Below are 26,022 nucleotides of genomic sequence, written 5' to 3'. Positions count from 1 at the left end.
GAATATCTGGTGTCACTGGGGAAACAGGAGTAACGGGTGCAACCGGTATTGCTGGAGTAACCGGAGCCACAGGAGTAACAGGATTGACGGGTGAAACCGGTGTGACTGGGGCCACGGGCACAGCCGGAGTCACTGGAGTCACTGGTGCAAGCATTACGGGCGCAACCGGAGCGACAGGAGTCACGGGATCGACGGGTGAAACCGGGGTGACTGGTGCAACGGGCACAGCCGGGGTTACTGGAGTCACTGGTGCAAGCATTACGGGCGCAACCGGAGCGACAGGAGTCACGGGATCGACGGGCGCAACCGGGGTGACTGGTGCAACGGGCACAGCCGGAGTCACTGGAGTCACTGGTGCAAGCATTACGGGCGCAACCGGAGCGACAGGAGTCACGGGATCGACGGGTGAAACCGGGGTGACTGGTGCAACGGGCACAGCCGGGGTCACTGGAGTCACCGGTGCAAGCATTACGGGCGCAACCGGAGCAACGGGAGTCACGGGATCGACGGGTGAAACCGGGGTGACTGGTGCAACGGGCACAGCCGGGGTCACTGGAGCCACCGGTGCAAGCATTACGGGCGCAACCGGAGCGACAGGAGTCACGGGATTGACGGGTGAAACCGGGGTGACTGGTGCAACGGGCACAGCCGGGGTCACTGGAGTCACCGGTGCAAGCATTACGGGCGCAACCGGAGCAACGGGAGTCACAGGATCGACTGGGGCTACAGGAGCCTCAGGCTTCACGGGTACAACTGGAGCTACAGGCGCAACCGGTGCTACGGGCATAAGTGTCACAGGCGCAACGGGAGCTACCGGAGCTACCGGAGCTACAGGTACGTCCGTAACAGCGACCTCAGCTTTTGCTGAAAATACGAGTGGTACGATCCTTGTCCTTCTGGGTGGTACATTAATCCCACTGACAAACAATCAAAACATCGGAACAGGTATTACGGTTAATGGAACTAGCGATACGTTTACTTTAGCTAACACTGGAAGGTACTTTATTTCTTACAAAATCAGTTTAACAGCTGCAGCTTTAATACAGTCTCGGGTGTTGCTTAATGGCGCAGCGATTCCAGCCAGTGTTGTCTCGCCCGCGCTTTCCTTGAGCCAATTGCAAACAGAATTTATCGTCTCGATTACTGCTGGTTCGACAATCCAACTTCAGCTTTTCGGCCTCGCGGGCACTGCTGTGCTTTCGCCACCAGGTGCAACATTAACGATTATTCAATTAAGTTAACTATCCTTAATCCTACAGAACGCAAAAAAGACGGGAACATAATGCTCCCGTCTTTTTTTGTAACATTTAGTCTTTTGTACTAACCAAGCACAATCTCAACAGCTGTATTCAGTTCAGGCAGAGACGTAAGTTGAACCAGCACATCTTTTGGCACTTCTTTATCAACGGTCAAGATCATGATCGCAGCACCGCCAATAATTTTACGTCCAACTTGCATGGATGCGATGTTTACGTCATTTTGACCAAGCAAAGTACCTACACGTCCGATGATACCCGGTTTATCGTTGTGAGAGATCAAAATTTGATGGCTTTCTGGTGCGATATCTACAGGGAATTTATCAAGACGAACAATCCGTTCGCCGTAACCTGCAAGAAGTGTACCTGCCACGCGGCGTTCTTCAGCATCTTGTGTTGTTACGAGTGTTACGGTAATTAGATTTGTAAATCCTTTTGTAGCAGACGTTTGGCTAACAACAACATTCAGGTCACGAATTTTGGCCAAGTGCATGGAATTAACAATGTTGGCTTCTCCGCCCAGATGTCTTGCCAGAATGCCCTTCACAATATAACGAGTGAGTGGTGATGTATCCACTTCTGATAGGTCACCCGCATAGTCAATGCGGATCTCTTGGACTGCATTTTGAGTGATTTGTGCTGCAAAACTTCCTAGCGTTTCACCCAATTTAAAGTATGGTTGCAGTTTGTTCATAACGGTTGGTGCTACAGCTGGCATATTAACTGCATTTTTAAATGGTTCATTGCGAAGAATGTGAAGAACTTGTTCAGATACGTCAATTGCAACGTTCTCCTGAGCCTCTACAGTTGATGCACCCAAGTGAGGTGTAACGATAATGCTTGGATGATTCAAGAATGGATGATCTGCTGCAGGAGGTTCGCTTTCAAATACATCGAATGCTGCTCCAGCGACAATTCCTTCATCAATCGCTTCTACAAGCGCCATTTCGTCAACTACACCGCCGCGTGCACAGTTAATAATACGCATGCCTTTTTTCATGACTTCGAATTGCGGCCGGGAAATCATATGACGTGTTTCTGGGGTGAGTGGAGTGTGTACAGTCATAAAGTCCGCATTACGGATAATATCATCAACACTTGCCAGCTTGACTTGCAGTTTCTCGGCACGCTCCTCAGTAAGAAACGGGTCATAAGCGAGAATGTCCATGCCGAAAGCTTTAGCACGTTTGGCTACTTCGCTGCCGATTCTTCCCATACCAAGTACACCGAGTGTTTTATTTCTTAATTCCACACCGAGGAACGTTTTACGGTCCCATGTACCCTGAATCGTTTTGGCATACGCTTGAGGAATGTGTCGTGCCAGAGCCATCATCATGGCAAAAGTGTGCTCACAAGTTGTAATGGTATTACCGTCAGGTGCATTAATGACGATGATACCGCGTTGTGTAGCAGGTTCCAGTTCAATATTATCTACGCCAACTCCTGCGCGTCCAATCACTTTAAGATTGGTGCCAGCCGTCATAATACGTTCTGTAACACGGGTCTGGCTACGAACGAGTAGGGCATCATAATCTCCGATAATGGCAACAAGCTCATCTTCACTAAGTCCGGTTTTCTTCTCGACAACGACATCACTTGCGTCCACCAGCTGCTGAATTCCCAGATCACTGATTGGATCTGACACTAACACTTTGTACATGGTTTCTTCCTCCTTAGATTTGTATATCTATAATCGTCAAGGTTTGTTCTCCGGCAGGAGACGTTCCTTAAAACCAAGTTGATCCTTCCCTCCAACAACGCGGTGTCGTAGCAGAGGAGGAGGGTAAACTAACAGGGTGATTCCACAGGACTCTTTTATCAAAAATAATCAAAAAACTCTCAATCCACATACTGCTTGCGCAATAAGGGACGAGAGTTGTCGTGGTACCACCCTAATTCACCGCCGTTTCGCAACGACAGTCTTAGCGGTCAATGAAGACCGAAGAGGATAACGGGTCTAAACCGATTGCACCTACTCCAATTTCAATGCAATAACTCAGGAGCGCTCAAGATCATCTGTCTGCCACCGATTTCCACCAACCATCGGCTCTCTGAAGGACAAAGCAATGTCTTTTTTCCATCATCGTGTTTAACGTAACTAATTTTTTCATAATGTATCATGGCTGACATGAGCATGTCAATAGGCTTAAATGTTTTAATTCTTCACGTTAAAGGCTATGATTTTTGGAACTTCAGAGAGTGTCTTTGATCCCCTTAGAATAAATTATACTGGGAATTAAGTGCTTAAACATACTGTTTCGTGAAAGAATTTTCACTGCATTAATGAAGTAACGTTTTGAGGTGATCAACCGGGACTTGGGACAGGTCTTGAACCGAATTGGTTTTTTGGCTATCATTTAGTATACTATCGGATTGGTCAATGAAATTTTTATCAAATAACTCAAGAGGACAGACGCATGCAATGAAAAAAAAGAAATTTCCGAAGTTTAAAATTCAGAAGGCCGAGCCACAGCAGTTAACAGAACGTTTGCTCTTGATCAACCTTTACTTTACCCAAGGGATTACTTTGATCATAGGACTCGTATGGATTTTGCTGCAGAAAAGGGATTTATTCGAAGTTCTGGCCTTACCTGATCATCTTCAGTTTTTATGGTGGGGTCTGGGTCTCGCTGCAATTATGCTTGTGATGGATCTGGTACTGTCCTATGTCATACCTCAGGAAAGTATGGACGATGGGGGCATTAACGAACTGCTGTTTCGCGGGCGTCCAATCTGGCATATTGTATGTATAGCAGCAATAGTTTCTGTATGTGAAGAGCTACTGTTCCGCGGCGCAATTCAACACGCAATTGGTCCATACTGGACAAGTATTTTATTTGCAGTTATTCATATTCGTTATCTTCGGCACTGGATTCCTACAGGATGGGTGTTTGTGTCGAGCTATGGATTGGGCTTTATTTATTTGCAATCGGGCACATTATGGGCACCGATTTTGTGTCATTTTATCATTGACCTAGTATCCGGATTAGCGATACGTTTTCGGAGGGGATCATGAGTCAGCCATTAAGCAGGATGAAAACATATGGCAGCCAACGTCAGCGTCACTCGGACAATAAAGAGAAAACCGGGCGGAACTCGGCTTCACAGACAAGTTTCGTTGCTGAAACGGCAGTTGCTGCCGAAACAGTTGGACTTCCACCAATTACTTCAATTTCGTTGCCGAGATCACAACGCGGGTCAAGTGCATCCGCACTGGAAAGTCCGGTATTACCGCAACGAGCACCTAGTCGCTCCAAGAAAACGGCAAACCCGAAGGAAAGTTCAGTCTCCGAAGCGAGCTCTTTACCCACTCGAACCGAGCTTCACCCTTCACGCCGCTTGAGATTAAGCAAAAGATTTGTCAATTCACTTATTTTTATTTTTATCATGTTAACCGTTGGTCTGGTGTGGTGGGGAATTAAGGGAGCGCCACCTTTAAACACATTCCTCCCATTACCGTGGTAATCTTATTCAGTATAGCCCTTCTCATGTTAGTGGTAGCTGTATTGCTTCTCTTTCATATGTGGAAAGAGGCTCATACAACTGTAATTACAGAGGACGAAGTAGAGCTTACGCATCTGCCAGCCTCTTTCGATGGAGCCACAATCATTTTTATATCAGATACGCACGCACGCTTGTTGAAAACAAAAGAAGTTGAGCAGTTGAGGGGTAAAGCGGATTGGGTATTCATCGGGGGCGATATGGCTGAAGAGGGAAGTTCCTGGTCCATTGTGAGACAAAATGTAAGGCTATTGTCTAGTGTAGCTCCAACCTATGCCGTTTATGGGAATCATGACAAAAAAGCAGGCGAGGCCTATTTGTCGAGAATTCTAGCTGATTCTAGCGTGCAGCTCCTTCAAGACAAGGCTATCTATTTGCAAAAGGGAACAGAGCATGTTCGGTTGGTTGGATTAGATTATCGTTCGAAACAGGCGACAGAATTGTTGCAAGAGTCGAAGGAAGATTGCTCCACAATCGTATTAGTTCATGATCCTTTGGATGTATTGCGGCTAGACCTTGATGCAGCAGATCTGATACTGAGTGGTCATACCCATGGAGGACAAATTGTTTTCCCGGTTATAGGGCCAGTATTGCTAAGTAAGGCTTATCGGGTCGTAAAGAGCGGCTGGTTTTCCTTAAAACGTAGTGATGAAGATACCCGTTCAGGAAAAATGCTTGTAAGTCGGGGATATGGGACAAACCATCTCCCCTTCAGGTTATGTTGTCCAGCAGAGATGCATCTCATTACTTTACGTATTCCGATAGTGAACAGCCCTGATCAATAAGATCAGGGCTGTTCGTCTGCTGTTATATTTTTCCTCTCCAGTAGCCTAACGGGATTGTAACTCGATTGCACGTGGATCAACAAAGGAATAACCTTTGTCCTCAAGCAACGTTAATAACTCGTCTAGTGCCTCAACTGTCCACGGTAGTTCATGCATCAGAATATTACTTCCAGGGTGGAGCTGATCAAGTACATTCTGAATCACTTTGTCTGGTCTGTTTTTAGTACTCTTATCCCAATCCAGTGACCCGTTGGACCATGTCATATACAACATTTCCTCTTCTTTGGCGGCATCTTTCAGTGCATCATTTCCGGAGCCAAAAGGGGGTCTGAAAAACTGAGGTTTTTCACCGACGATGTCTTTCACAATCTGTTGAACGTCAGTAAGTTGTTTCTTGGCTTCTGAACTTGACATTTTCTTCAAATCTTCATGATCCCAAGCATGGTTACCGATAATCTGGTCTCGGTCATGAATCATTTTCAATAAATTCGGCTGACGTTTGACACGATTTCCATTAACAAAAAATATAGCTTTTGCGTGATGTTTATCCAAAGCATCTATAAGTGAAGTAATCATCTTTTCGTTCTTAGGTCCGTCGTCAAAGGTTAATAAGACAACTTTAGCAGGACTGGACTCGTCATTAGGTTTAATAACATAGCTTGAATTCATGTGATACGTTTTCTTAACAAGCGCTTCGCTTGAGGTTCCGTCCGTGGATGGAACTTCTGGCTTAATGTCAGTTTCATTGGTGTCTGTTCTGGGTTGAGCTTCAGAATCTGTCTCCGAATGTTCAAATTGGGGTTCAGTGTATGGGGGTGCTTCAGTTTTTTCTTTCTTAAGAATTGCAGCAGTATCGTTTTTAACTTCCTTGGCTTCAGACGAAGATTGATTTTGTGCACTACATGCAGATAGCAACATGCTAGTTATGAGTATCAGCGAGGTGGCGTGTTTCAACATTTTCTCAACTCACTTTCCTGTATTTATGCGGAATGAGATTGTCTTCTACAGCAAACACTACTTTTGATTTTAACACTTAAAGGAGGTTGGTGTAATGAAGGCGTCATCCTTTTTCTGGGGTATAGTCGTTGGTGTTGCAGCCAGTTCTTGGTTAGCTAAAGGCAGAATGCCGATGTTGTCTTCAGGTTCATCGCGAAATATGGTTGACCAGGCCAAACATAAAATGATGGAAATGACTTTCCCGGGCATGGATAGTTTCAGCAACAAACCTGATCGTCATGGCGAACCGCACAAGGCGGCATCAAAAACCAGCAGAGTGGTCTCACCAAAAGAAAAAGAAGAAAACATGAATATGCTTAAAGATTTTATCCGGACCAACCCGGATGTTAAACATGAGGTAGAGCAAATTTTAAGTCAAACAAATACAACGGTACCGGGTTTGTAACCCACAGCATCCATTAAGAATCATCCACAGTCTTGATTTGATGTGGATTGATTCTTTTTTTTGTTGATTTTACTGCGTGCATTTATAGGTATAAAATGATAACATAACTACATAGATTTATTTTCAGCACATATTGTTTTGTGCTTCATAATCTGTTATAAGACTTGCTTATAAAGGGGAGATCCTGTATGAAAATAGAACGACTAAGTCACGATAAGATACGGATTTTCCTGACCTTTGACGATCTGAGCGAGCGCGGAATACAAAAAGAAGATATGTGGCAGGAATTACCGAAGGTACATGAACTGTTCACTGAAATGATGGACCAGGCTTATTCTGAACTTGGCTTTGATGCTACAGGTCCGCTGGCTGTTGAAGTATTCGCACTTCCCGCTCAAGGGATGGTTGTCATTGTTACTCGTGGAAAATATGATCCGCAACAATATGGTTCAGGTCATGAAGATGATCTTCCTGAAGAAGTATATGAAATGGAAGTTACACTGGAGCAAAGTGACTCCATCGTATACGCGTTTAAGGATTTTGAGGTGCTGATTGAAGCTGCCCATATGTTACGTCAACATGTTACGGATGCGGGGAAACTGTATTCTTATAAAAATAAATGGTTCTTACATTTTGAGCCGGATGATGTGGATACCACCAAACACGCAGCATTGATCGCTTTGCTGGCTGAGTTCGGGGAGGGTTCTTCGGTCACTCCAGCTGTTATGGAAGAGTATGGAAAGGTCGTTATTCCTGAACAAGCGATTGATGTCATCTGCACACACTTCAAACGTCAGGATTAAACATCGTTATCATCGCGTCACTATTTAGGGGAGGGAATTTCGGTGCTTTTGTTTTCGCTTCTAGCTGCAGCAGTTGCTCCGGGTCTCGCCTTGTTAACATACTTTTACCTTAAAGACAGGTATGATTATGAACCACTACACATGATTCTAAGAGTATTTCTCATGGGTATTCTGATCGTTCTGCCCGTGATGATCATTCAGCGAGGCATGATGCTGTGGCTTGGAGATAATCCCCTTCTTGAGTCCATCGTGATCTCGGGAGGGGTTGAAGAGTTTGTCAAATGGTTTGTGATCTACCACATTATCTATAATCACACCGAATTTGACGAGCCTTATGACGGGATTTTATATTCCGTTGCTGTATCCCTGGGCTTCGCCACAGTGGAAAATGTGTTGTACGCATTTGCAGGCAATGCCTCTGTTTCAGGGATGTTTCTAAGGGCCCTTCTACCGGTATCCGGTCATGCGATGTTTGCCGTTATTATGGGATATTACTTGGGCAAAGCCAAATTCATTGCAGACACGAAGAAGAAACGATGGTATCTTAGTCTATCTCTGATTTTGCCATTTTTCTGGCACGCATTGTACGATGTCATTATGAATATGATGGTGAATCACTGGTTGTGGTTCATTGCGCCTCTGATGGCGGGTCTGTGGTATGGAGCAATAGGTAAGATTACACGGGCTAACAACCGTTCTCCTTTTCGTTTCGTGAAACGAGAGGGATGAGATTAAATTATATAAATACGGACACACTGGTGGACATAAAGCGTTGAAAACGCAGACCCCGGTGTGTCTTTTTTGTGTTTTAGAAAACAAGGGGTACGACAATATGAAACGGAGATATATAATGACAAGAATCAAGATCAAAATTAGATGCAGGCAATGTGGTGAACGTTTTACGTTAAGAGGCAAGAAAGAACGGGGGCGTATCGATACGGGATTTAAACAATGCCTTTGTGATAACAAGGATCAATTTGACATTGAGGAAGAGGGCATGGCGACGAGCTATATGTTGCACTAATCAGGCTGTATGCTCCTTATTAAAATGAATTCTTGAAGTCTTAAACCAAAAGACTCAGGTTATTCTTAAAGGCAAATTTCGTTCTGGCTGGAAATCGCATGCATAAGAGGACTTTCTTCGATCCACAATAAAGGCAGTGATTAGAAGAAAGGAGAATCTACCGTGTATAAACGATTAAGTTCAGTTATGTTTCCGATATTTGCAGTTCTACTGATCGGTGCGCTTGTGTGGGGTTATCAGGAGAATCAGGAGAAGAATGCGATACTGATCAAGGCAGAGAATCAATATCAGCGTGCTTTCCACGACCTCTCATTCCATATGGACAAATTACATTCGGAAATTGGTAACACACTTGCTGTACATTCAAGCTCACAGGGTATGCATCGCAAAGGGTTGATGAATGTCTGGAGGCTTACTAGCGAAGCTCAGAATGAAATTAATCAACTACCGTTAGGCATGCTTCCATTCAACGAGACGGAGGAGTTCCTCTCACGCATCTCTAAATTTGCGTATCAGGCATCGATGCGTGACTTGACAAATGAGCCACTTAGTAAGAAGGAAATGGGTAATCTAAAGACACTGTATCAAAATTCTTCGGAGATTAAAAACAGTCTGAAGGAAGTGCAACAGAAAGTGTTGGCTGACCGTTTGCGCTGGATGGACGCTGAAACCGTTATGGCAACACAAGAGCAGAACAATGATAATTCTATCGTGGACGGCTTCCGGACTGTAAATAAGAAAGTAAAAGATTACCCGGAGCTGGATTGGGGCCCTTCCGTCTCTAGTATGTTCACCAAACGCTCCGTGAAGAAGCTGAGCGGAATGCCTGTTTCCAAAGAGCAAATTCAGGAGAAGGCTGCCAAATTCTCGAATGTGGAGAGTGGTAAGATCCAGGTACAGGAGAACGGCAAAGGGACGGACTGGGAATCGTATACTGCAACCCTTGAGCATGCCAGAAACGGGAAATTGATGATGGATTTCACACGCAATGGCGGAAAGCTTATCTCGTACAGTGATACGAGGACAGTTGGAGCTAAAAAAGTGTCCCGACAAGAGGCGATGGAACAAGCGGATCAGTTCCTAGTCAATAAAGGGTATAAGGATATGAAAGCTGTTAACTACGATGAGTTTGGCAATTTGGCAAACATTACGTATGTGCGCAAGCAAGGAGATACATTAATTTATCCAGAAAAAATGTCTGTACGTGTAGGTATGGATACAGGGGAAGTTACCGGCTTCCAGGCAAGTGACTATGTGTACGAGCATAACGACGAACGTCAAATTCCAAGAGCAAAGCTTACCGCCGAGCAGGCGCGCAAAAAATTAAATTCAGATTTCAAAGAAAATTATGTTCGCAAATCGTTAATCGAGAATGACTACAGCAAAGAAGTGCTCTGTTATGAATTTGGGGGACGGATTAACGGTTCTCGTTACCGGATCTACATTAATGCCAATACAGGAATGGAAGAAGCGGTTGAGGAAATAAAGCCGGTGAATGCAAACTCATAGAAGCTTAACACTTTAGCAGATTATGTACTCTCGAAAGTAATATGCGGAAACAGGCCATAGCTATGGTCTGTTTTTTTCTTGTTCCATGTGAGAAAGGTCATGGTATAATAGTCCTTGTAAATACAAAGATAAATACATAAGTGGCGGTGAACCGATTGTTTCCTAAAATGAACGAAGTGTTGTATATCCAAATTGCATCGGCTGACGAAAAAGAGGAACATAAAGAATACAAATCGCGTATCGCAGATACCGATGATGACAGTTTTTTAATTGAAGTTCCGATGCAACAGGGGAACAGTCGTTTGAAAAGACTCTATTTTGGAGAAGAATTATCCATATCGTATATGAACGAGAGTGGAGTCCGCCATTATTTTAATACTTACGTGACAGGGTTCGAGGAAGATGTCGTTCGTTTAGTTCGGATTCGAAAACCGCTTCCTGATGAGATTTCCAAAATTCAGCGGCGTAGCTTTCTTCGCGTACACGCTAGTCTTGAATTGGCGATACAATGCGAAGACCTCACACGTGCAGTTCTGCTGACTGAAGACATCGGAGGCGGAGGTTTGTCCATATACATTGAGCCTGATGTAAAAGTGCAGGAAGAACAAAAGCTGAAATGTTGGCTATTGGTTCCTTATCGCAATGGGTCAATTGACCATGTTCAATTCGAGGCTGAGGTGGTGCGCATTAAAAAGCTGGAATCGGGCCGTGAACTCGGCATGTTGAAATTTTCACAGATTACGGATTCAGAACGTCAGAAGGTAATCAAATTTTGTTTTGAGCGCCAACTGGATTATCGTATGAAATAGAAATAGACGTGTGCAGGCATAAACCTGCACTGTGATGGGCAACGTAAGGCAAAAACGGAGAATGTGGCTATGAACAAACATTCTGATGCTCGGAGAGTTGAACGCGTTTACTGTATGATATCAAAATGGTTGGAACGAAGAGCGCTGCAATTCATTGGCGTTCTTTTGATCCTCGTTGTTCTTTACCAGTTGTTATTGCTTATCCCCGATTTGAAGAAAATAATGACAACGATTGACCGTCTAGAAGGTACCCCGGTTCATATGCAAAGTAACAGCAAAGACCGGATTGGCTGATTTGTCTGTTTTTGCATCCATGTGTAGAGTGTGGTATAATTTTCACGATGCAGGCAATGCCTGTTTTTTTATTGAGGTTTATCGTTTGAGGAGGAATGCCCCGTTGGCTAGCCAGAACACATCAGAAGACGGGAAGATGAACGTTGCAATTGACGGACCTGCTGGGGCCGGAAAAAGCACGGTGGCCCGCTTGGTTGCAGAGGAACTCGGATACATTTACGTTGATACTGGCGCAATGTACCGTGCAGTATCCTTGCACATGCTTCGGAAGGATATATCTCCGGAAGATATGACTCAGGTACTTCGGGAAGCTCAAGATTTGGTTATTGATTTACAACCGGATCGGGGTGGACAGAAAGTGTTCTGTAATGGCGAGGAGGTTACCTCGGAAATCCGCTCCCGTGAAGTAACGGGAATCGTGTCTCGATATGCGCAAATCGAGGGGCTGCGTACACAATTAGTGGATACTCAGCGGCAAATGGCTTTGCGCAAGGGCGTCGTCATGGATGGGCGCGATATCGGAACGACTGTATTGCCCGATGCGGAAGTGAAAATTTTTATGACTGCCAGTGTGCAGGAGCGCGCGCTTCGCCGCTTCAAAGAACTGGAACCATCCGATGGGCTGACGTTGGAGCAACTAGAGCGAGATATTGCAACCCGTGATAAACTGGATGAGAACCGGGAAGTTTCCCCGCTACGTTGTGCAGAGGACGCGATTGTCCTGGACACAACGAAGATGAATATCCATGAAGTGGTTGACAAAATCGTATCTTATTGCACAATGGTCAGAGGAGAGAGCAGTCTATGATTTACACCTTTTGCAAGACAGTACTGCGGATCATGTATACCATTCTTTTTCGCCTGGAGGCAGTTGGACGGGAAAATATCCCGAAAGACGGCGGTGTACTATTATGCTCCAATCATATCAGTAACTTCGATCCGCCAACCGTTGGTATCAAAATTCGTCGTCAAGTGAGATTTATGGCTAAAAGCGAACTGTTTGATGTCCCGGTTTTAGGGCCTATTATTAAGGCTGTTGGTGCCTTTCCTGTAAAGCGAGGGGGCGTCAGCAAGGAATCCATCAAAACCTCACTCAATATTTTACGTGGTGGTGAAGTGCTTGGCATTTTCCCAGCGGGAAGCCGACACAATGATGGTGGAATTGGTAAAAAAGGAGCAGCGAGTTTTGCTCTCCGTAGCGGTGCTACTGTAATCCCTACTGCTATTATCGGCAACTACAAGCTTTTTCATAAGATGAAAGTGGTATATGGTGCACCGGTCAATTTGGACGAGTTCAAGGAAGATACTTCCGGAGATGCTTTGGAAAGAGCTACCGAGAAAATCATGTCCAAGATTAACGAAATGGTGAAAACAGGCGAGCCTAGTAAGTAAGGCGGACCTACTGTGAGTGCATGTTTCCATATTTTTGAGGAATGCTATGTGAAGTGCATTTGCATGAAAGTGTTTTGAACTCTGCTAAGGCAGGTTTGAATATAATGGGGTTTTTGAATTGAGGAGGGTATTTGACATGTCGGAAGAAATGAAAAATCAAGAAGCAACCCAAGATGAGTTGGATCAATTCGTTTCCTTGAAAAAAGGAGATACTGTAAAAGGAACCATCGTCAAATTGGAAGATAACCAAGCTTATGTAAGCATTGGATATAAATATGACGGTGTTATTCCAATTCGTGAACTGTCTTCGCTTCACGTAGACAGCGCGTCCGAAGCAGTAGAAGTTGGACAAGAAGTTGAAGCTAAAGTTCTTAGCATCGACGACGAGAAGGAAAAGCTCGTTCTGTCCAAACGTGCGATCGACAGCGAGAACGCTTGGGAGCAATTGCAAAAGCATTTTGAAGACCAAGATGTGTTCGAAGTTGTTGTAGGTGATGTGGTTAAAGGCGGTTTGGTTGCAGACGTGGGTGTTCGTGGATTTATCCCGGCTTCCATGGTTGAGCGTCACTTCGTTGAAGACTTCAGCGACTACAAAGGCCGCACACTGCGTGTTAAAGTGAAAGAGATCGATCGTGAGAACAACAAAGTGATCCTTTCTCAAAAAGACGTTCTGGAGCAAGAATTCGAAGCAAACAAAGCTCAAGTTATGGCTGGTTTGCAAGAAGGTCAAGTCATCGAAGGTACAGTTCAACGTTTGACTCAATTCGGTGCTTTCGTTGATGTAGGCGGAGTTGACGGTTTGGTACACGTGTCTGAGCTTGCTTGGACTCACGTTGAAAAACCATCCGATGTATTGTCCGAAGGCGACAAAGTAAATGTTAAAGTGCTGAAAGTTGATCCTGAAAAAGGTAAAATCAGCCTGAGCATGAAAGCTGTTCAACCAGGTCCTTGGGAAACAGCTGGCGACAAATTCAACACAAGTGATATCGTAACAGGTGTTGTAAAACGTCTGGTTGATTTCGGTGCATTTGTTGAAATCGCTCCTGGTGTAGAGGGTCTTGTGCATATTTCACAAATTTCCCACAAACACATCGGCACTCCACATGAAGTGCTGAAAGAAGGTCAAGAAGTTCAAGTGAAAATCTTGGACATGAACCCTGCTGAACAACGTGTAAGCTTGAGCATCAAAGAAACAGAAGAAGCTCCTGCTCAACCACAAAAATCAGAGCGTCCAGCAAGAAACAACGCTCCACGTGAAGAAATCAACAACCCGAACGTTTCCTTGAACAATCAAGGCATGAGCACTACGCTCGGCGAACTGTTTGGTGACAAACTCAGCAAATTCAAATAAGTTATACATGCATGGTTCTAAGTTATATACTGCATATTTTGCTGAACAATAAAAGCAAGATCGGCGAGCCCCAGCGGGTTCGCCGATTGTTGTTATTGCGAGAATATCGTTTCGATTCGTTACGAAACGTTAGCCAAGCCATAGCTTTTTTGCTATGATGAGTAACGTAAGTATGGACAGGAGGAGTGGAATGTATGGCAAGACCAGTTGTGGCAATTGTCGGCCGACCAAACGTGGGTAAATCCACCATTTTCAATCGGATTATCGGCGACAGACTGGCCATTGTGGAAGATAAGCCGGGCATTACCCGTGACCGGATTTACGGAATCGGTGAATGGAACGGAAAAGCATTTAGCATTATTGATACAGGTGGTATCGAAATTGACGGCGAGGACGTCATTATGAAATCCATTCGCATGCAGGCGGAGCTTGCGATTGAAGAAGCAGATGTAATTGTATTTATGTGTGATGCCAAGGCGGGTATTACGCAATCCGACGAAGAAGTTGCTGAGATGCTTTATCGCTCGGGCAAACCGATCGTCGTGGCCGTGAACAAAGTGGATAACATTGGGCGTAGTGAGCTGATTTATGAGTTTTATGGTTTCGGTTTTGGTGATCCGATCGGGGTATCCGGCAGTCACGGTACGGGAATTGGTGATTTGCTTGATGCGATTGTGGAGAAATTGCCTGAACTTGAAGAGGAAACATATGATGAAGATGTGATTCGTGTAGCTCTGATCGGCCGACCGAATGTGGGTAAATCTTCACTTGTGAACGCCATCTTAGGTGAGGAACGGGTTATTGTCAGCGATGTAGCTGGTACAACACGTGATGCAATTGACACTCCTTTTGAAAAAGACGGGCAACGTTACGTGCTGATTGATACGGCGGGGATGCGGAAGCGCGGTAAAGTATATGAAACGACGGAGAAGTATAGCGTAATGCGTGCGATGCGTGCCATTGAGCGTGCGGACGTTGTTCTGATTGTGATTAACGGTCAAGAAGGCATTATTGAACAGGACAAGCACATTGCGGGTTATGCGTATGAAGCGGGTAAAGCTTCATTGTTCGTGGTAAACAAGTGGGATGTTGTAGAGAAAACGGATAAAACAATGAAGGAATTCGAAACGAAGATTCGGGATCATTTCCTCTTTATGACCTATGCTCCGGTTGTCTTTTTGTCCGCACTGACAAAACAACGCTTACAAAAATTGTTGCCAGTGGTACAGCGCGTAGCAGAACAGCATTCATTGCGCGTTCAGACACATCTGCTTAATGATGTGGTATCGGATGCTGTAGCCATCAATCCACCGCCAACCGATAAAGGGCGGAGAATGAGAATTAACTATGTGACTCAGGTTGCGGTCAAACCGCCAACTATGGTTATTTTTGTGAACGACCCTGAATTGATGCACTTCTCGTATGAGCGTTACTTGGAGAATAAAATCCGTGCAGCGTTTGATTTCGAAGGCACGCCAATTCGCATATTTACTCGGAGGAAGTCCGACGAAGGTTAGGGGAGAAGTTTGTGATTTTATCCATCGCAGCTATTGTACTGAGCTACCTGCTTGGTTCGATCAGTTTTAGTGTTCTTCTTGCAAAAGCAATACGGGGGATTGATATACGTCAACACGGAAGCGGTAATGCCGGGGCAACGAATACGCTGCGTATTCTGGGTAAAGGGCCGGCTATCGCAGTTCTGCTACTTGATGTAATCAAAGGTATTGCTGCAGTATGGATTGGCATATGGTTAAGTAACGGGTCTCCATGGATTGCTGCATTTAGCGGTATTGCTGCCATCGCAGGTCATAACTGGCCCCTTTATTTCAATTTTCGCGGAGGCAAAGGCATTGCTACTGCGATTGGAGTACTGGTAAGCTTGGCTTTCCTGCCTGCGCTTTATGCCGGGATCATTGCCATTCTGTCCATCGTTCTGACACGTTATGTTTCACTCGGTTCTTTAATTTTTGTAGCACTGACTCCTGTTTTCATCTTGATCCTGCCTGGGTATTCAATGAGTATCTTTTGGGGCAGTCTGATTATTTGTCTGTTTGCATTCTGGAGACATCGTACGAATATTGCGAAGCTCGCCAAAGGACAGGAAAATAAATTGGGATCAAAGAACCCTGGAGGGGGGAAACGCGTTGTCTAAGAAAGTTGCCGTACTGGTTGCGGGCAGTTGGGGAACTGCCTTGGCCAGTGTACTTGCCGCGAATGAACTTGATGTGGTGATGTGGACACGTAGTGAAGAACAGGCGGCGGAGATCAATACACAGCATACCAATGCACGTTATCTTCCGGGTGCAGACCTGTCTCCTCGTATTCGCGCAACCAGCGATATGGAAGCTGCGGTTGCAGGTGCCGCGGCGGTGTTAATTGTGGCGCCTTCGTCTGCGATGCGTGCGGTTACGAACCAGTTTAAACCTTTCTATACACCCGATATGCTGATTATCCATGCAACGAAGGGCTTTGAGACAGAAAGTCTGAAACGGATGTCTACCGTGATTTCGGAAGAGCTTGAATGTGAAGAAGGGCACATCGTTGTATTGTCTGGTCCAAGTCATGCTGAAGAAGTGGTGAAGCGCTGTCCAACCACCGTGGTTGTGGCATCATTGGATAAAACATCTGCCGAGGCAGTTCAGGGATTGTTTATGAATGCCTATTTTCGTGTGTACACAAACCGGGATATGCTTGGAGTTGAACTAGCGGGGGCTTTCAAAAATATCATTGCGCTCGGGGCAGGCATGTCGGATGGTTTGCAGTTTGGAGATAATGCCAAGGCGGCGTTGTTAACCCGCGGACTTGCCGAGATTACTCGAATCGGTGTTGAGATGGGAGCTAATCCATTAACGTTTTCTGGACTAGCGGGAATCGGTGACCTCGTTGTCACAGCTACAAGTCAGCACAGTCGGAACTGGAGAGCCGGATCTATGCTGGGACAGGGACAGAAGCTGGATGACGTGCTTCAATCCATGGGCATGGTAGTCGAAGGTATTCGAACGACTCAGGCCGCCTATTTTATATCCCAAAAATACGGTGTTCAGATGCCAATTGCGGATCAATTGTACCATGTGTTATTTCAGAATCGGCAGCCTCGTGATGCCGTTGAAGCCTTGATGGGACGTGATCCGAAAACGGAGATGGAAGTAATGAAGCTGGAAACTTGGGAGCAATGGCATTCCTGAGTTGATGGTTTAAATATCGTTACAATGGCCTAGTTTAAAATGATGCAGCTTAATCACCTTTTCCCTGGCACACTCATATTATACACATGAGTATTGCCGGAGGAGGGGAGACGAATGGGTAACAACATTTCGAAAGAAGCGCTGAAAGCCATCAACAAAAAGACAGGCAAAACGATCACTGAAGGAGCTGTCAAAAAGCTGGCAAGCACAGTGAAACCAACAACAATGCAGAATGAGGCTCAGTTGCGCCAGTTGATTAAACAAGTATCCGCCATGGCGAAAATACCGGTATCTGAGGATACGGTTCAGGATATTGTGAGTGCAGTCAAGAAAAGTGGGCTGAATCCAAGCAATATGGAATCGTTAATGAAGATGATGATAAAAAAATAAGCGTTCGTTGCCTGCTCACGCAGGAATCGGGCATTACGAAAGCAAGCCAGCAGATGCTGGCTTGCTTTTTTGTCTTTTTATAGGAAAAATACGATCGATTTCATGTTATAATGATTGCAATTGTCACAATTTCGTGATGAATATCGGATTGAAGGGGAGACTGCTGGTTTATGAGCGCAATGGACAAGATGTGGCTGTCATTAGTTGCCATCCTCATTATGGGATTATCTGTATTTTTGATTACATTTGCTCGTGCCAAAACAAAAGGATTCGTGCGGGGGATTCTTTCGATCCTAGCATTCTTAATTATGCTCATCGGATTTTTTGGTGGAATCGCTTCTCTAACTTAGATTTCCTCAAGGGAGAGAGAACATCCGCATAAGCACATCATAAGAACGGACACAATGAAAAGACGGATGGGAGGAGTGTGTAGCTATGGAACCGCATGAGACGGAGGATTGGACTGTGCGATATCCGGAATTACACAAGGCTTTGCTGGATACGGCAAAAGCCTGGGATCGCCAGCCTCATACCTGGTTACTGGGAGGCAGTTGCGGCTTACTGCTTCAAGGGGTGGAGTTGCAACAAGCACCTCGAGATATTGATGTGTATGCTGATATTGCTGATGCCAAAAAGCTACATATCTGTGCTCCGGGGGACAAGATTGACGAGCCTGCAATAGACAAAACGGGGCCTTATGCTTCCCTGCTGAGTCATTACCAGGTGGGTGCATGCTCACTGGAACTGGTAGGCGGCTTTGAAGTATGGGCGCGTGAAAGTTGGTATCGTATCCAGATTGAGGATATGCTAGCTCTTTATGCTTCTGAAGCTCAGGTTGATGCATACCGATTGCGACTAATGCCGCTTGCGCATGAATTGCTTTTCAACCTGCTTCGCGGGCGTGCAGATCGCTATGTACCCATTGCAACGCGAATTCGTCAGGAGCCTGAGACTCACCGACCTGCATTGATTGCATTGAGTCAAGCTAATATATGGGCATCTTGTTTCAGAGAAGAAGTGGAAGAACTGATTGGGTTTTCTTGGTCGGATCAAGCTGGGGAGGAACGATGATGCAAGAGACGATAACATTTTTACCGATGAATAAATCCATCAAAGTTCAGCCCGGCACAACCCTTTTACAAGCTGCGCGTCGGGCTGGTGTTCAAATATCAACCCGGTGCGACGGCAAAGCGGCATGTCTGATGTGCAAAGTTAAAGTGGCGCCGGACGAGCGTCATGCACTGCTTCCACCTACGGATGCGGAGAGACGGAAGCTGGGATTCATGCTTGAGGAAGGGACAAGACTCTCGTGCCAAGCAAAAGTGTGCGGACAACTTTCCGTTCAGGTTCCGGAAGATCCACTGAAAGCCGCCATAAGGAAACAGCTTGAGCGTCAACAGCAAGATGATGACTGGTTCGCATAATATCAGAAAGAGAACATAGATTTCAAGTCATGTTTTGAATGTTCAAGGAGGGTGCGAATGAATAAAATGATGATCAAAACTGCGGAAGGAAGACATTCCTTGGGTTTGTTTCAACAGGTGAAGTGTCTGTCTTTGTTTCTTCTGCTTATGCTTACAATGAGCGGGTGCTTGTATCCTTCTCAGAGTAATTCTGATCCCAAAACAGCATATCGCGAAAGTGTAAACCGTGTTCAAAGTGCGATCGAAGCGTTCCAAAAGATCGAGGGCATACTGCCGATTCTAAACGCTGACGCAGATACGCCGAAGTATGAAAAGTTTAGAGTAGACCTGCCTAGATTGAAACAGCTTGGTTACCTTGATGATATACCGGGAACGGCCTTTGAGAGTGGTGGTAGCGCTTACTTTTTGATACAAGATGAGGAAGTGAAACCGACAGTGAAAGTGATGGACCTCCAGACGGTGCAGAAGGTCAATGATGTGCAACGTATGGTGAATCAGTACAAATCTGTACATAATCAACAACTGCCCGCGGGTGAAGAGTTGTATCCTGGCTTCCATGCTGTGGATATGAACTTAGCGGCACAGGCGGGATCTCCTTCAATTAAGCTAAAAAGCGTATATTCGGGACAGGAACTGCCATTTATGATGGATAAACAGGGTACGGTGTATGTGGATTATGCATTTGATATTATGCAGGCATTGGAAAAAACAGATGGTTCATCCGATGACGAGCATGCTGTCTCTGATGACCCGGATTTACGTAATCATTTGCTTACACACTCCTATTTCGTTCCTGTAAAATCTGTTCCGTACACGCTAGAGAATAATACACCTGTCGCACAGATCGTTCAAAACCAAAGTAAGTAAGTGAACAACAGACATACGATTAAGTAAATGTACAATTTCAAGTCTCTACAGAATCCCGAAAGAGATATGCCGCGTTCCGTGGTGTGTCTCTTTTTTTGTGAAAAGAATAGGGTTCAAGATGTGAGAGGTGTCATAAACAGAGAGAGGTTCTCATAAAGTAGATTGAAATAAAGACGCGCAGTCCGGGATCGGAGGATGCACTTCATGTCACCATCATGAGATAAAAAAACAAAAAAACACGTCATATTGCCGCATACGGGTACATAAGATGATACTAGTCCAATTGCATGTACGAGTTAACGCCGCTCTCGCCGGTTTCATCAGAATGCAACGTTCGGCGGCGGACGACTTCCGGGCACTCACAAAGGCGGCTCTACCGTTGCAGGGATTTCAGTCTTCTGATTGAAAAAACGAAGCGGATGCTCTTTAGCATTTTTCCTTCGGAGTAATTTAAGGAGGGGATTTCATTGGAGAAAGTGGACATTTTTAAGGACATAGCTGAGCGGACCGGAGGGGATATTTATCTCGGGGTTGTCGGCGCAGTCCGGACGGGGAAATCAACATTTATTAAACGATTCATGGAAACGATCGTATTGCCGAACATTGCAAGTGAGGCCGATCGTGCCCGTGCAGTGGATGAACTTCCACAAAGTGCAGCAGGCAAAACAATCATGACAACCGAGCCCAAATTTGTACCGAATAATGCAGTTCAGATCAAAGTGGCTGAAGGACTGGATGTCAATGTACGTTTGGTGGATTGCGTGGGTTACGCCGTGGAAGGCGCAAAGGGATACGAGGATGAAAACGGTCCGCGTATGATCTCCACACCTTGGTTCGAGGAGCCGATTCCATTCCAGGAAGCAGCGGAGATTGGTACCCGAAAAGTCATACAGGAGCACTCCACGCTTGGTGTGGTGGTCACAACAGACGGAACCATTGCCGAAATCGCTCGCGGTTCTTATGTGGAATCAGAAGAACGAGTGATTGCCGAGTTAAAAGAAGTGGGGAAACCGTTCGTTCTGGTCATCAACTCCACTCGGCCTCGTAGTGAAGAAGCATTGCAACTTCGGAGCGAGCTGGCTGCCAAGTACGATATTCCGGTCATGACGCTAAGTGCTGCGACGATGACGGAAGATGATGTCACTGGTGTACTCCGCGAAGTATTATATGAGTTCCCCGTGCATGAAGTGAATGTGAACCTCCCGAGCTGGGTCATGGTGCTGAATGATACACACTGGCTCCGTAACAACTATGAGAATTCGGTACGGGATACGGTAAAAGATATTCGCAGATTGCGCGACGTGGATCGGGTCGTATCACAATTCATGGAGTATGAATTTATCGACCGTGCCGGCCTCAGTGGGATGAACATGGGGCAAGGTGTAGCCGAGATCGATCTCTACGCGCCGGATGAGTTATACGATCAGATTCTCGTGGAAGTTGTGGGTATTGAAATCAGGGGCAAGGATCATCTGCTGCAACTGATGCAGGAATTCTCCCATGCGAAGAGAGAATATGACCGCTTCGCAGAGGCACTGGAGATGGTCAAAACAACGGGTTATGGTATTGCTGCTCCTTCACTTGCCGAGATGGCGCTGGATGAACCGGAACTGATTCGTCAGGGTACGAAATTCGGCGTTCGCCTAAAAGCAACGGCACCGTCCATCCATATGATTCGTGTGGATGTGGAGTCGGAGTTTGCACCGATAATCGGAACGGAGAAACAGAGCGAGGAATTGGTGAGATACCTGATGCAAGACTTCGAGAACGATCCGATCAAGGTATGGGATTCAGATATGTTTGGACGCTCTTTACACTCCATTGTGCGTGAAGGCATTCAGGGTAAAATCGCGATGATGCCGGATAATGCAAGATATAAACTTCAAGAGACACTGGGTAGAATCATTAACGAAGGATCAGGCGGATTGATCGCTATCATACTTTAATTATCCAAAAGACCGTGAGGCTTGATCTCATGGTCTTTTTCTTTGGTTTTTTTCTTGAATATGGATGAAATGGATGTGTGCATAATTTATTTATGAAAAATGTAGTGAGTTTCAGCTTTAAATCACTAAAACCTATTTACATACTAGGTATTAGCCGTTATATTAATATTCAACTATTGTAATTGAAGTCATAGCGAGTGAAACAGGGGGAGAACGAGATGAAGAAAACGAGTTTCAAATGGGTTGGGTTAAGCGTTTTACTAATACTCACACTGGCGTTGTCAGCTTGCGGAATCAAAAAAGAACCAGCCGCCTCTTCTGCATCAGGATCAGCAGGTGAATCACCGAAGACGGAAGCCGTTACAGGACCCTTGAGCGGTAAACGCGTTGCGCTAATTATGGAATTTAATACAGGGACATTTTCACAGCAGTATGTACAAGGAGTAAAAGAGGAAATTGCCAAATTCGGTGGCGAACTCACTACCTTTGTTGCAGATAATGATAAAGCCAAAATGGTATCGTTGCTCGACAGTGCAATCAACCAGAAATTTGATGTCATTTTGACAGACCACGGTGACTCGCTCCTGGAACCAGGGGTGAAAAAAGCGGTTGAGCAAAAGATTCCAGTCGTTGTATTTGATGCAGCGATCAGTGTGCCGGGCGCTACGGTGTTGTCACAAGATGACCAGAAGATGGCTGAACTAACACTGGAACAGATGAAAAAGGATATCAATGGTAAAGGTAACATCGTGAAAGTCTGGGTGGCCGGTTTTGCTCCAATGGAACGTCGCCAGATTGCTTACGGAGCATTCCTGAAGGCTAATCCAGAAATCAAAGAAATTGCGACATTTGGTTCTGCTCAGAACCCGGCGCTGGACACGCAAGCCAAAATGGAGGCTATCCTGAAACAATATCCAAAAGGTGAAATTACAGCGGTTTGGGCCGCGTGGGACGAGTTTGCAAAAGGTGCGGCGCGTGCCATTCAGCAAGCTGGGCGTGATGAGATTAAGGTGTATGGAATTGACATGAGTGACGAAGATCTGCAAATGATTCAGGACCCGAAAAATCCTTGGGTTGCTTCCGCTGCTGTAGATCCAACAGACATTGGACGTGTACAAGTTCGATATGCATACCAGAAGTTGCATGGGGACCAAACTGAAGATGCGGTTGTTCTTAATCCGGTGTACGTACAACGCGAGGCTTTGCCTGATAAACAAATCTCCACATCTGAGCTGTCTGAGTACGTAAAAGGCTGGGGAGGCAGTACTCAAGGGATCAAGGACTGGATGAGCGAGTACGGGATCACTGCGAAGTAAGCAGCGAGAGAAGCGCGCCGCGAGGCGCGCTTTTTTCAGGCGATGACAGGCAATACAGCTGATTGGAGGCAACATCATGAAGGACCCGATATCACTGGATATGGAGCATATCCATAAGCATTTTTCAGGCATACCTGCGCTGAGGGACGTACATTTTTCTGTAAAAGGTGGAGAGATCCATGCCCTTCTTGGAGCGAACGGGGCGGGCAAAAGTACGTTGATGAAAATACTGTCAGGCGCGTACCAACTGGATGAGGGAACGATTCGTCTAAATGGCTATAAACTGGGCCTCCATTCTCCGAGAGAAGCCAAGGCAAGTGGAATTCACTGTGTATATCAGGAAGTGGATGCTGCACTTGTGCCGCAGCTGACGGCTTCCGAGAATATTATGCTAGATCAGTTGGCATCATCGGCTGGAGGATGGTGGAAAAGTCCAAGAACGCTGCAACAACGTGCCAAGGAAGCATTGAAACAGCTCGGGGCAGATCATATCTCGATTCACCGTAAAGTGGCCGAGCTGACCCTGGCCGAGAAACAGATGATTTTGCTTGCGCGTATCCTGATTCAGGATGCCAAGGTTATTATTTTCGACGAGCCAACTGCACCTCTGAGTCAAGAGGAGACTGATGCCTTCTTTCGCATTGTACATCTGCTGAAGGAACGCGGAGTAGCCTGCATTTTCATCACTCATCGTCTTGCCGAAGTAACGAGTCACTGTGACCGGGTTACTGTGATGAGGGACGGTCGTCATGTGTTTACCGGTGAAACTAATGGACTGACGATCAACGATCTGGTTACGCAAATGTTAGGTAAACCGTTCGAAGAAGAGTTTCCCAAGACCGAAGCACCTGTGGGAGAGCTGCTGCTGCAAGCCCGAGGTCTTCGGCGGGGGTTGAAGGTGAAAGGGGTGGACCTTGAGGTTCGCCGCGGAGAAGTGCTGGCTGTGGTTGGGCTCGTGGGTGCTGGGAAAACGGAATGCTCTCGTCTGCTGATTGGTGCTGATCGATTGCAGGCAGGTGAGATAAGATTACTCGGACGGAATATCCGTCTGTCTCAACCCGCGGATGCAGCGGCTCTAGGCATTGTATCTGTTCCGGAGGAACGACGTAAACAAGGCATTCTTATTCAGGAGAACGTGGAACGTAATCTGAGCCTGCCCTTGCTTTCCAAGCTTAGTAGACTGGGCTTTGTTAACCGCAAACGTGAGCGTCATCATGCAGATTCACTAGTGGAACAACTCGGCATCAAGACTTCTTCCGTGAAACAGGAAGTGAAGTATTTAAGCGGTGGTAATCAGCAAAAGGTAGCCATAGGAAAATGGTTGCGTACGGATGCAGATGTATTTATTTTTGACGAACCAACAAAAGGTGTGGATATCGGGGCGAAAAGTGACATTTTCCGCATTATCAATGAGTTGGCGCTGGCTGGTAAAGCGGTGATCTATTTCACTTGTGAATTGGATGAAGGAATGGGGATCGGAGACCGGATTGCGGTCATGTGTGAAGGGGTTATCGTAAAAGAGTTCCAGCGTGGCGAGACGAACCAAGAACAGCTGCTTTACTATGCAAGCGGTGGACAAGAGGTGGAAGCATGAAGGATAAATCACTTGATTTTGCGTTCCGGTATGGAGCGATTATAGTCATTATAGGCGTTATTGCTTTTTTCGGCATAAAACTGCCCTATTTCTTCACGTATAGCAATTTGACGGACATTTTGGGATCGATCTCGATCGTAACCTTCGTCGCGATTGGTGTAACGTTATCTCTCATTGTAGATGGATTTGATCTCTCTGTGGGAGCGACCGTCTCGCTGACAACCGTTGTTACTGCGTCATTAATGATCTGGTATCAACAGCCTCTTGCTGTCGTTATTATCGTACCTCTCGTTATCGGGGCTGTCATTGGTCTGCTGAACGCGCTGTTGATTGTAAAACTGCGTATTCCGGATCTGCTTGCAACGCTTGCAACAATGTACATCATCGGAGGTATCCACAAAACGTATGCGCAGGGATATACAATTTACAACCATATGCAGTTCCCGGATGGAAGTAAGGCTGCTGGAGAGATGGACCCGACGTTTCTATTGATTGGGCAAGGGAAATGGCTGGGGATGCCGATTTCTGTTATCCTGCTGCTTATTGCTGTAATCGGTGTTCATATTTTTTTGACATACACCAAATATGGTAGGCAAATGTACATCACAGGCGGAAATGAGGAGGCGGCAAGGCTCTCTGGGATCAAGGTGAAAAAGGTCCGAACACTTGCTTACGTGGCAGCTGGAGTGTTTGCGGCCATTGGAGGAATCATCTATGCATCCAAAGTTGGGTCGGGACAGATTGATGCCGGATCTCCATTGTTAATGGAATCCGTAGCTGCTGTATTTGTTGGTTTTTCTGTCTTTGGCGCCGGGAAGCCGAATGTGATCGGAACCTTTATCGGTTCCGTTCTGATTGGTGTCCTGGTCAATGGATTGACGATGATGAATGTCCAGTATTTTACACATGACATTGTCAAAGGCGGAGTGCTTGTGCTGGCTCTGGCAGTTACATTTTACGTTTTAAACCGTAGCCGCACTTGAAATTGTGTGCTGTCTGTATTAGTATAAAATTTGTTCGGCGTCAGAAACACGCGTGGTTTCAGGCGGCTTTTACCAGAAATGACTGTGGGCCGCAGGCGGAGATGAATGTTCATCGCTCAAAATGGTCAACGTTTTTTTGTGAATGAACGTATATTTCCTTATAAAACGGAAACACAGTATAACATTCAGGA

28 protein-coding genes and 1 other annotated feature are annotated in these 26,022 nt (G+C 45.7%); of the genes, 26 read left to right on the top strand and 2 right to left on the bottom strand.

Going from position 1 to position 26,022, the window contains the following annotated elements:
* The first annotated feature begins 2 nt into the window (after window positions 1–2).
* Window positions 3–1,241 carry a BclA C-terminal domain-containing protein gene (locus M3629_RS10985; protein WP_435368205.1) on the top strand — a complete coding sequence of 413 codons (1,239 nt, stop codon included), beginning with the start codon at window positions 3–5 and terminating at the stop codon, window positions 1,239–1,241.
* Window positions 1,242–1,320: 79 nt separating this feature from the next.
* On the opposite strand, the gene serA is transcribed toward M3629_RS10985, so the two are convergent.
* Window positions 1,321–2,916, bottom strand: a complete 1,596-nt coding sequence (gene serA / locus M3629_RS10980) for a phosphoglycerate dehydrogenase (RefSeq protein WP_090917287.1) — start codon at window positions 2,914–2,916, stop codon at window positions 1,321–1,323.
* 202 nt (window positions 2,917–3,118) lie between these two features.
* Window positions 3,119–3,349 (bottom strand) — a binding site (T-box leader).
* Between the two features lie 329 nt (window positions 3,350–3,678).
* On the opposite strand from serA, the gene M3629_RS10975 reads away from it, so the two are divergent.
* From M3629_RS10975 to M3629_RS10965, 3 genes are read left to right on the top strand one after another with little or no spacing between them, the layout of a single operon-like run.
* Window positions 3,679–4,272, top strand: a complete 594-nt coding sequence (locus M3629_RS10975; protein WP_251505802.1) for a type II CAAX endopeptidase family protein — start codon at window positions 3,679–3,681, stop codon at window positions 4,270–4,272.
* On the top strand, window positions 4,269–4,721 hold the full coding sequence (locus tag M3629_RS10970; protein ID WP_251505799.1) for a hypothetical protein: 453 nt from the start codon (window positions 4,269–4,271) through the stop codon (window positions 4,719–4,721). The genes M3629_RS10975 and M3629_RS10970 overlap by 4 nt, the downstream gene beginning before the upstream one ends.
* A 23-nt stretch (window positions 4,722–4,744) precedes the next feature.
* Window positions 4,745–5,542, top strand: a complete 798-nt coding sequence (locus M3629_RS10965) for a metallophosphoesterase (RefSeq protein ID WP_251505796.1) — start codon at window positions 4,745–4,747, stop codon at window positions 5,540–5,542.
* Window positions 5,543–5,587: 45 nt separating this feature from the next.
* Here the strand turns inward: M3629_RS10965 and M3629_RS10960 are convergent, their stop codons facing one another.
* On the bottom strand, window positions 5,588–6,499 hold the full coding sequence (locus M3629_RS10960) for a polysaccharide deacetylase family protein (protein WP_251505793.1): 912 nt from the start codon (window positions 6,497–6,499) through the stop codon (window positions 5,588–5,590).
* A gap of 94 nt (window positions 6,500–6,593) precedes the next feature.
* On the opposite strand from M3629_RS10960, the gene M3629_RS10955 reads away from it, so the two are divergent.
* From M3629_RS10955 to M3629_RS10850, 22 genes are all read left to right on the top strand, one after another.
* Window positions 6,594–6,944: a hypothetical protein gene (locus M3629_RS10955; protein ID WP_251505790.1), complete on the top strand. Its 351-nt coding sequence runs from the start codon at window positions 6,594–6,596 to the stop codon at window positions 6,942–6,944.
* A gap of 188 nt (window positions 6,945–7,132) precedes the next feature.
* Complete coding sequence (locus M3629_RS10950) at window positions 7,133–7,747, top strand: genetic competence negative regulator (RefSeq protein ID WP_251505787.1); 615 nt, start codon at window positions 7,133–7,135, stop codon at window positions 7,745–7,747.
* A 42-nt stretch (window positions 7,748–7,789) separates the two neighbouring features.
* On the top strand, window positions 7,790–8,476 hold the full coding sequence (prsW, locus tag M3629_RS10945; protein WP_251505784.1) for a glutamic-type intramembrane protease PrsW: 687 nt from the start codon (window positions 7,790–7,792) through the stop codon (window positions 8,474–8,476).
* 121 nt (window positions 8,477–8,597) lie between these two features.
* Complete coding sequence (locus M3629_RS10940; protein ID WP_251505781.1) at window positions 8,598–8,771, top strand: hypothetical protein; 174 nt, start codon at window positions 8,598–8,600, stop codon at window positions 8,769–8,771.
* Between the two features lie 162 nt (window positions 8,772–8,933).
* Window positions 8,934–10,280: a germination protein YpeB gene (gene ypeB, locus M3629_RS10935; protein ID WP_251505778.1), complete on the top strand. Its 1,347-nt coding sequence runs from the start codon at window positions 8,934–8,936 to the stop codon at window positions 10,278–10,280.
* A gap of 155 nt (window positions 10,281–10,435) precedes the next feature.
* Window positions 10,436–11,089, top strand: coding sequence for a flagellar brake protein (locus M3629_RS10930; protein ID WP_251505775.1), 654 nt, complete (start codon window positions 10,436–10,438; stop codon window positions 11,087–11,089).
* 69 nt (window positions 11,090–11,158) lie between these two features.
* Window positions 11,159–11,383: a hypothetical protein gene (locus tag M3629_RS10925; RefSeq protein WP_251505772.1), complete on the top strand. Its 225-nt coding sequence runs from the start codon at window positions 11,159–11,161 to the stop codon at window positions 11,381–11,383.
* 103 nt (window positions 11,384–11,486) lie between these two features.
* On the top strand, window positions 11,487–12,191 hold the full coding sequence (gene cmk, locus M3629_RS10920) for a (d)CMP kinase (protein ID WP_251505769.1): 705 nt from the start codon (window positions 11,487–11,489) through the stop codon (window positions 12,189–12,191).
* Complete coding sequence (locus tag M3629_RS10915) at window positions 12,188–12,775, top strand: lysophospholipid acyltransferase family protein (RefSeq protein WP_145331754.1); 588 nt, start codon at window positions 12,188–12,190, stop codon at window positions 12,773–12,775. The genes cmk and M3629_RS10915 overlap by 4 nt, the downstream gene beginning before the upstream one ends.
* Before the next feature lie 136 nt (window positions 12,776–12,911).
* Window positions 12,912–14,126, top strand: a complete 1,215-nt coding sequence (gene rpsA / locus M3629_RS10910; RefSeq protein WP_251505766.1) for a 30S ribosomal protein S1 — start codon at window positions 12,912–12,914, stop codon at window positions 14,124–14,126.
* Window positions 14,127–14,320: 194 nt separating this feature from the next.
* Entirely contained in the window at window positions 14,321–15,643 is a 1,323-nt protein-coding gene (gene der / locus M3629_RS10905) for a ribosome biogenesis GTPase Der (protein ID WP_090917256.1), read from the top strand.
* Window positions 15,644–15,654: 11 nt separating this feature from the next.
* Window positions 15,655–16,278, top strand: a complete 624-nt coding sequence (gene plsY, locus M3629_RS10900; protein ID WP_090917254.1) for a glycerol-3-phosphate 1-O-acyltransferase PlsY — start codon at window positions 15,655–15,657, stop codon at window positions 16,276–16,278.
* Window positions 16,271–17,311, top strand: a complete 1,041-nt coding sequence (locus tag M3629_RS10895) for an NAD(P)H-dependent glycerol-3-phosphate dehydrogenase (RefSeq protein ID WP_251505763.1) — start codon at window positions 16,271–16,273, stop codon at window positions 17,309–17,311. The genes plsY and M3629_RS10895 overlap by 8 nt, the downstream gene beginning before the upstream one ends.
* Window positions 17,312–17,425: 114 nt before the next feature.
* On the top strand, window positions 17,426–17,701 hold the full coding sequence (locus tag M3629_RS10890; RefSeq protein WP_090917250.1) for a stage VI sporulation protein F: 276 nt from the start codon (window positions 17,426–17,428) through the stop codon (window positions 17,699–17,701).
* 170 nt (window positions 17,702–17,871) lie between these two features.
* The gene (locus M3629_RS10885) at window positions 17,872–18,051 is read left to right on the top strand and encodes a DUF2768 family protein (RefSeq protein WP_145331749.1); all 180 of its coding nucleotides are present in this window, start codon (window positions 17,872–17,874) and stop codon (window positions 18,049–18,051) included.
* Window positions 18,052–18,136: 85 nt separating this feature from the next.
* Window positions 18,137–18,772: a hypothetical protein gene (locus M3629_RS10880; RefSeq protein WP_251505760.1), complete on the top strand. Its 636-nt coding sequence runs from the start codon at window positions 18,137–18,139 to the stop codon at window positions 18,770–18,772.
* The gene (locus M3629_RS10875) at window positions 18,772–19,125 is read left to right on the top strand and encodes a 2Fe-2S iron-sulfur cluster-binding protein (RefSeq protein WP_251505847.1); all 354 of its coding nucleotides are present in this window, start codon (window positions 18,772–18,774) and stop codon (window positions 19,123–19,125) included. The genes M3629_RS10880 and M3629_RS10875 overlap by 1 nt, the downstream gene beginning before the upstream one ends.
* Before the next feature lie 57 nt (window positions 19,126–19,182).
* A complete protein-coding gene (locus M3629_RS10870; protein ID WP_353056741.1) occupies window positions 19,183–19,992 on the top strand; it encodes a hypothetical protein in 810 nt (269 codons plus the stop codon).
* 467 nt (window positions 19,993–20,459) lie between these two features.
* Entirely contained in the window at window positions 20,460–21,938 is a 1,479-nt protein-coding gene (gene spoIVA / locus M3629_RS10865) for a stage IV sporulation protein A (RefSeq protein ID WP_251505757.1), read from the top strand.
* Window positions 21,939–22,156: 218 nt separating this feature from the next.
* A complete protein-coding gene (locus M3629_RS10860) occupies window positions 22,157–23,254 on the top strand; it encodes a sugar ABC transporter substrate-binding protein (RefSeq protein WP_251505754.1) in 1,098 nt (365 codons plus the stop codon).
* A 76-nt stretch (window positions 23,255–23,330) separates the two neighbouring features.
* Window positions 23,331–24,848, top strand: a complete 1,518-nt coding sequence (locus M3629_RS10855; RefSeq protein ID WP_154890624.1) for a sugar ABC transporter ATP-binding protein — start codon at window positions 23,331–23,333, stop codon at window positions 24,846–24,848.
* The gene (locus tag M3629_RS10850; protein WP_145331744.1) at window positions 24,845–25,831 is read left to right on the top strand and encodes an ABC transporter permease; all 987 of its coding nucleotides are present in this window, start codon (window positions 24,845–24,847) and stop codon (window positions 25,829–25,831) included. Before M3629_RS10855 ends, M3629_RS10850 begins: the two co-directional genes overlap by 4 nt.
* The last annotated feature ends 191 nt before the right edge of the window (window positions 25,832–26,022 follow it).

Source organism: Paenibacillus polysaccharolyticus, assembly GCF_023714295.1.
GTDB lineage: Bacteria > Bacillota > Bacilli > Paenibacillales > Paenibacillaceae > Paenibacillus > Paenibacillus polysaccharolyticus_A.
Note: the sequence above shows the minus strand (reverse complement) of the source record. Positions and strands in the feature narration are given on the sequence as shown.

Coding starts and splice junctions, on each gene's coding strand:
- serA (WP_090917287.1), bottom strand. CDS start 2,916: ATGTACAAAGTGTTAGTGTCAGATCCAATCAGTGATCTGGGAATTCAG.
- M3629_RS10975 (WP_251505802.1), top strand. CDS start 3,679: ATGAAAAAAAAGAAATTTCCGAAGTTTAAAATTCAGAAGGCCGAGCCA.
- M3629_RS10970 (WP_251505799.1), top strand. CDS start 4,269: ATGAGTCAGCCATTAAGCAGGATGAAAACATATGGCAGCCAACGTCAG.
- M3629_RS10965 (WP_251505796.1), top strand. CDS start 4,745: ATGTTAGTGGTAGCTGTATTGCTTCTCTTTCATATGTGGAAAGAGGCT.
- M3629_RS10960 (WP_251505793.1), bottom strand. CDS start 6,499: ATGTTGAAACACGCCACCTCGCTGATACTCATAACTAGCATGTTGCTA.
- M3629_RS10955 (WP_251505790.1), top strand. CDS start 6,594: ATGAAGGCGTCATCCTTTTTCTGGGGTATAGTCGTTGGTGTTGCAGCC.
- M3629_RS10950 (WP_251505787.1), top strand. CDS start 7,133: ATGAAAATAGAACGACTAAGTCACGATAAGATACGGATTTTCCTGACC.
- M3629_RS10940 (WP_251505781.1), top strand. CDS start 8,598: ATGACAAGAATCAAGATCAAAATTAGATGCAGGCAATGTGGTGAACGT.
- M3629_RS10925 (WP_251505772.1), top strand. CDS start 11,159: ATGAACAAACATTCTGATGCTCGGAGAGTTGAACGCGTTTACTGTATG.
- M3629_RS10915 (WP_145331754.1), top strand. CDS start 12,188: ATGATTTACACCTTTTGCAAGACAGTACTGCGGATCATGTATACCATT.
- rpsA (WP_251505766.1), top strand. CDS start 12,912: ATGTCGGAAGAAATGAAAAATCAAGAAGCAACCCAAGATGAGTTGGAT.
- der (WP_090917256.1), top strand. CDS start 14,321: ATGGCAAGACCAGTTGTGGCAATTGTCGGCCGACCAAACGTGGGTAAA.
- M3629_RS10890 (WP_090917250.1), top strand. CDS start 17,426: ATGGGTAACAACATTTCGAAAGAAGCGCTGAAAGCCATCAACAAAAAG.
- M3629_RS10885 (WP_145331749.1), top strand. CDS start 17,872: ATGAGCGCAATGGACAAGATGTGGCTGTCATTAGTTGCCATCCTCATT.
- M3629_RS10880 (WP_251505760.1), top strand. CDS start 18,137: ATGGAACCGCATGAGACGGAGGATTGGACTGTGCGATATCCGGAATTA.
- M3629_RS10875 (WP_251505847.1), top strand. CDS start 18,772: ATGCAAGAGACGATAACATTTTTACCGATGAATAAATCCATCAAAGTT.
- M3629_RS10870 (WP_353056741.1), top strand. CDS start 19,183: ATGAATAAAATGATGATCAAAACTGCGGAAGGAAGACATTCCTTGGGT.
- M3629_RS10860 (WP_251505754.1), top strand. CDS start 22,157: ATGAAGAAAACGAGTTTCAAATGGGTTGGGTTAAGCGTTTTACTAATA.
- M3629_RS10855 (WP_154890624.1), top strand. CDS start 23,331: ATGAAGGACCCGATATCACTGGATATGGAGCATATCCATAAGCATTTT.
- M3629_RS10850 (WP_145331744.1), top strand. CDS start 24,845: ATGAAGGATAAATCACTTGATTTTGCGTTCCGGTATGGAGCGATTATA.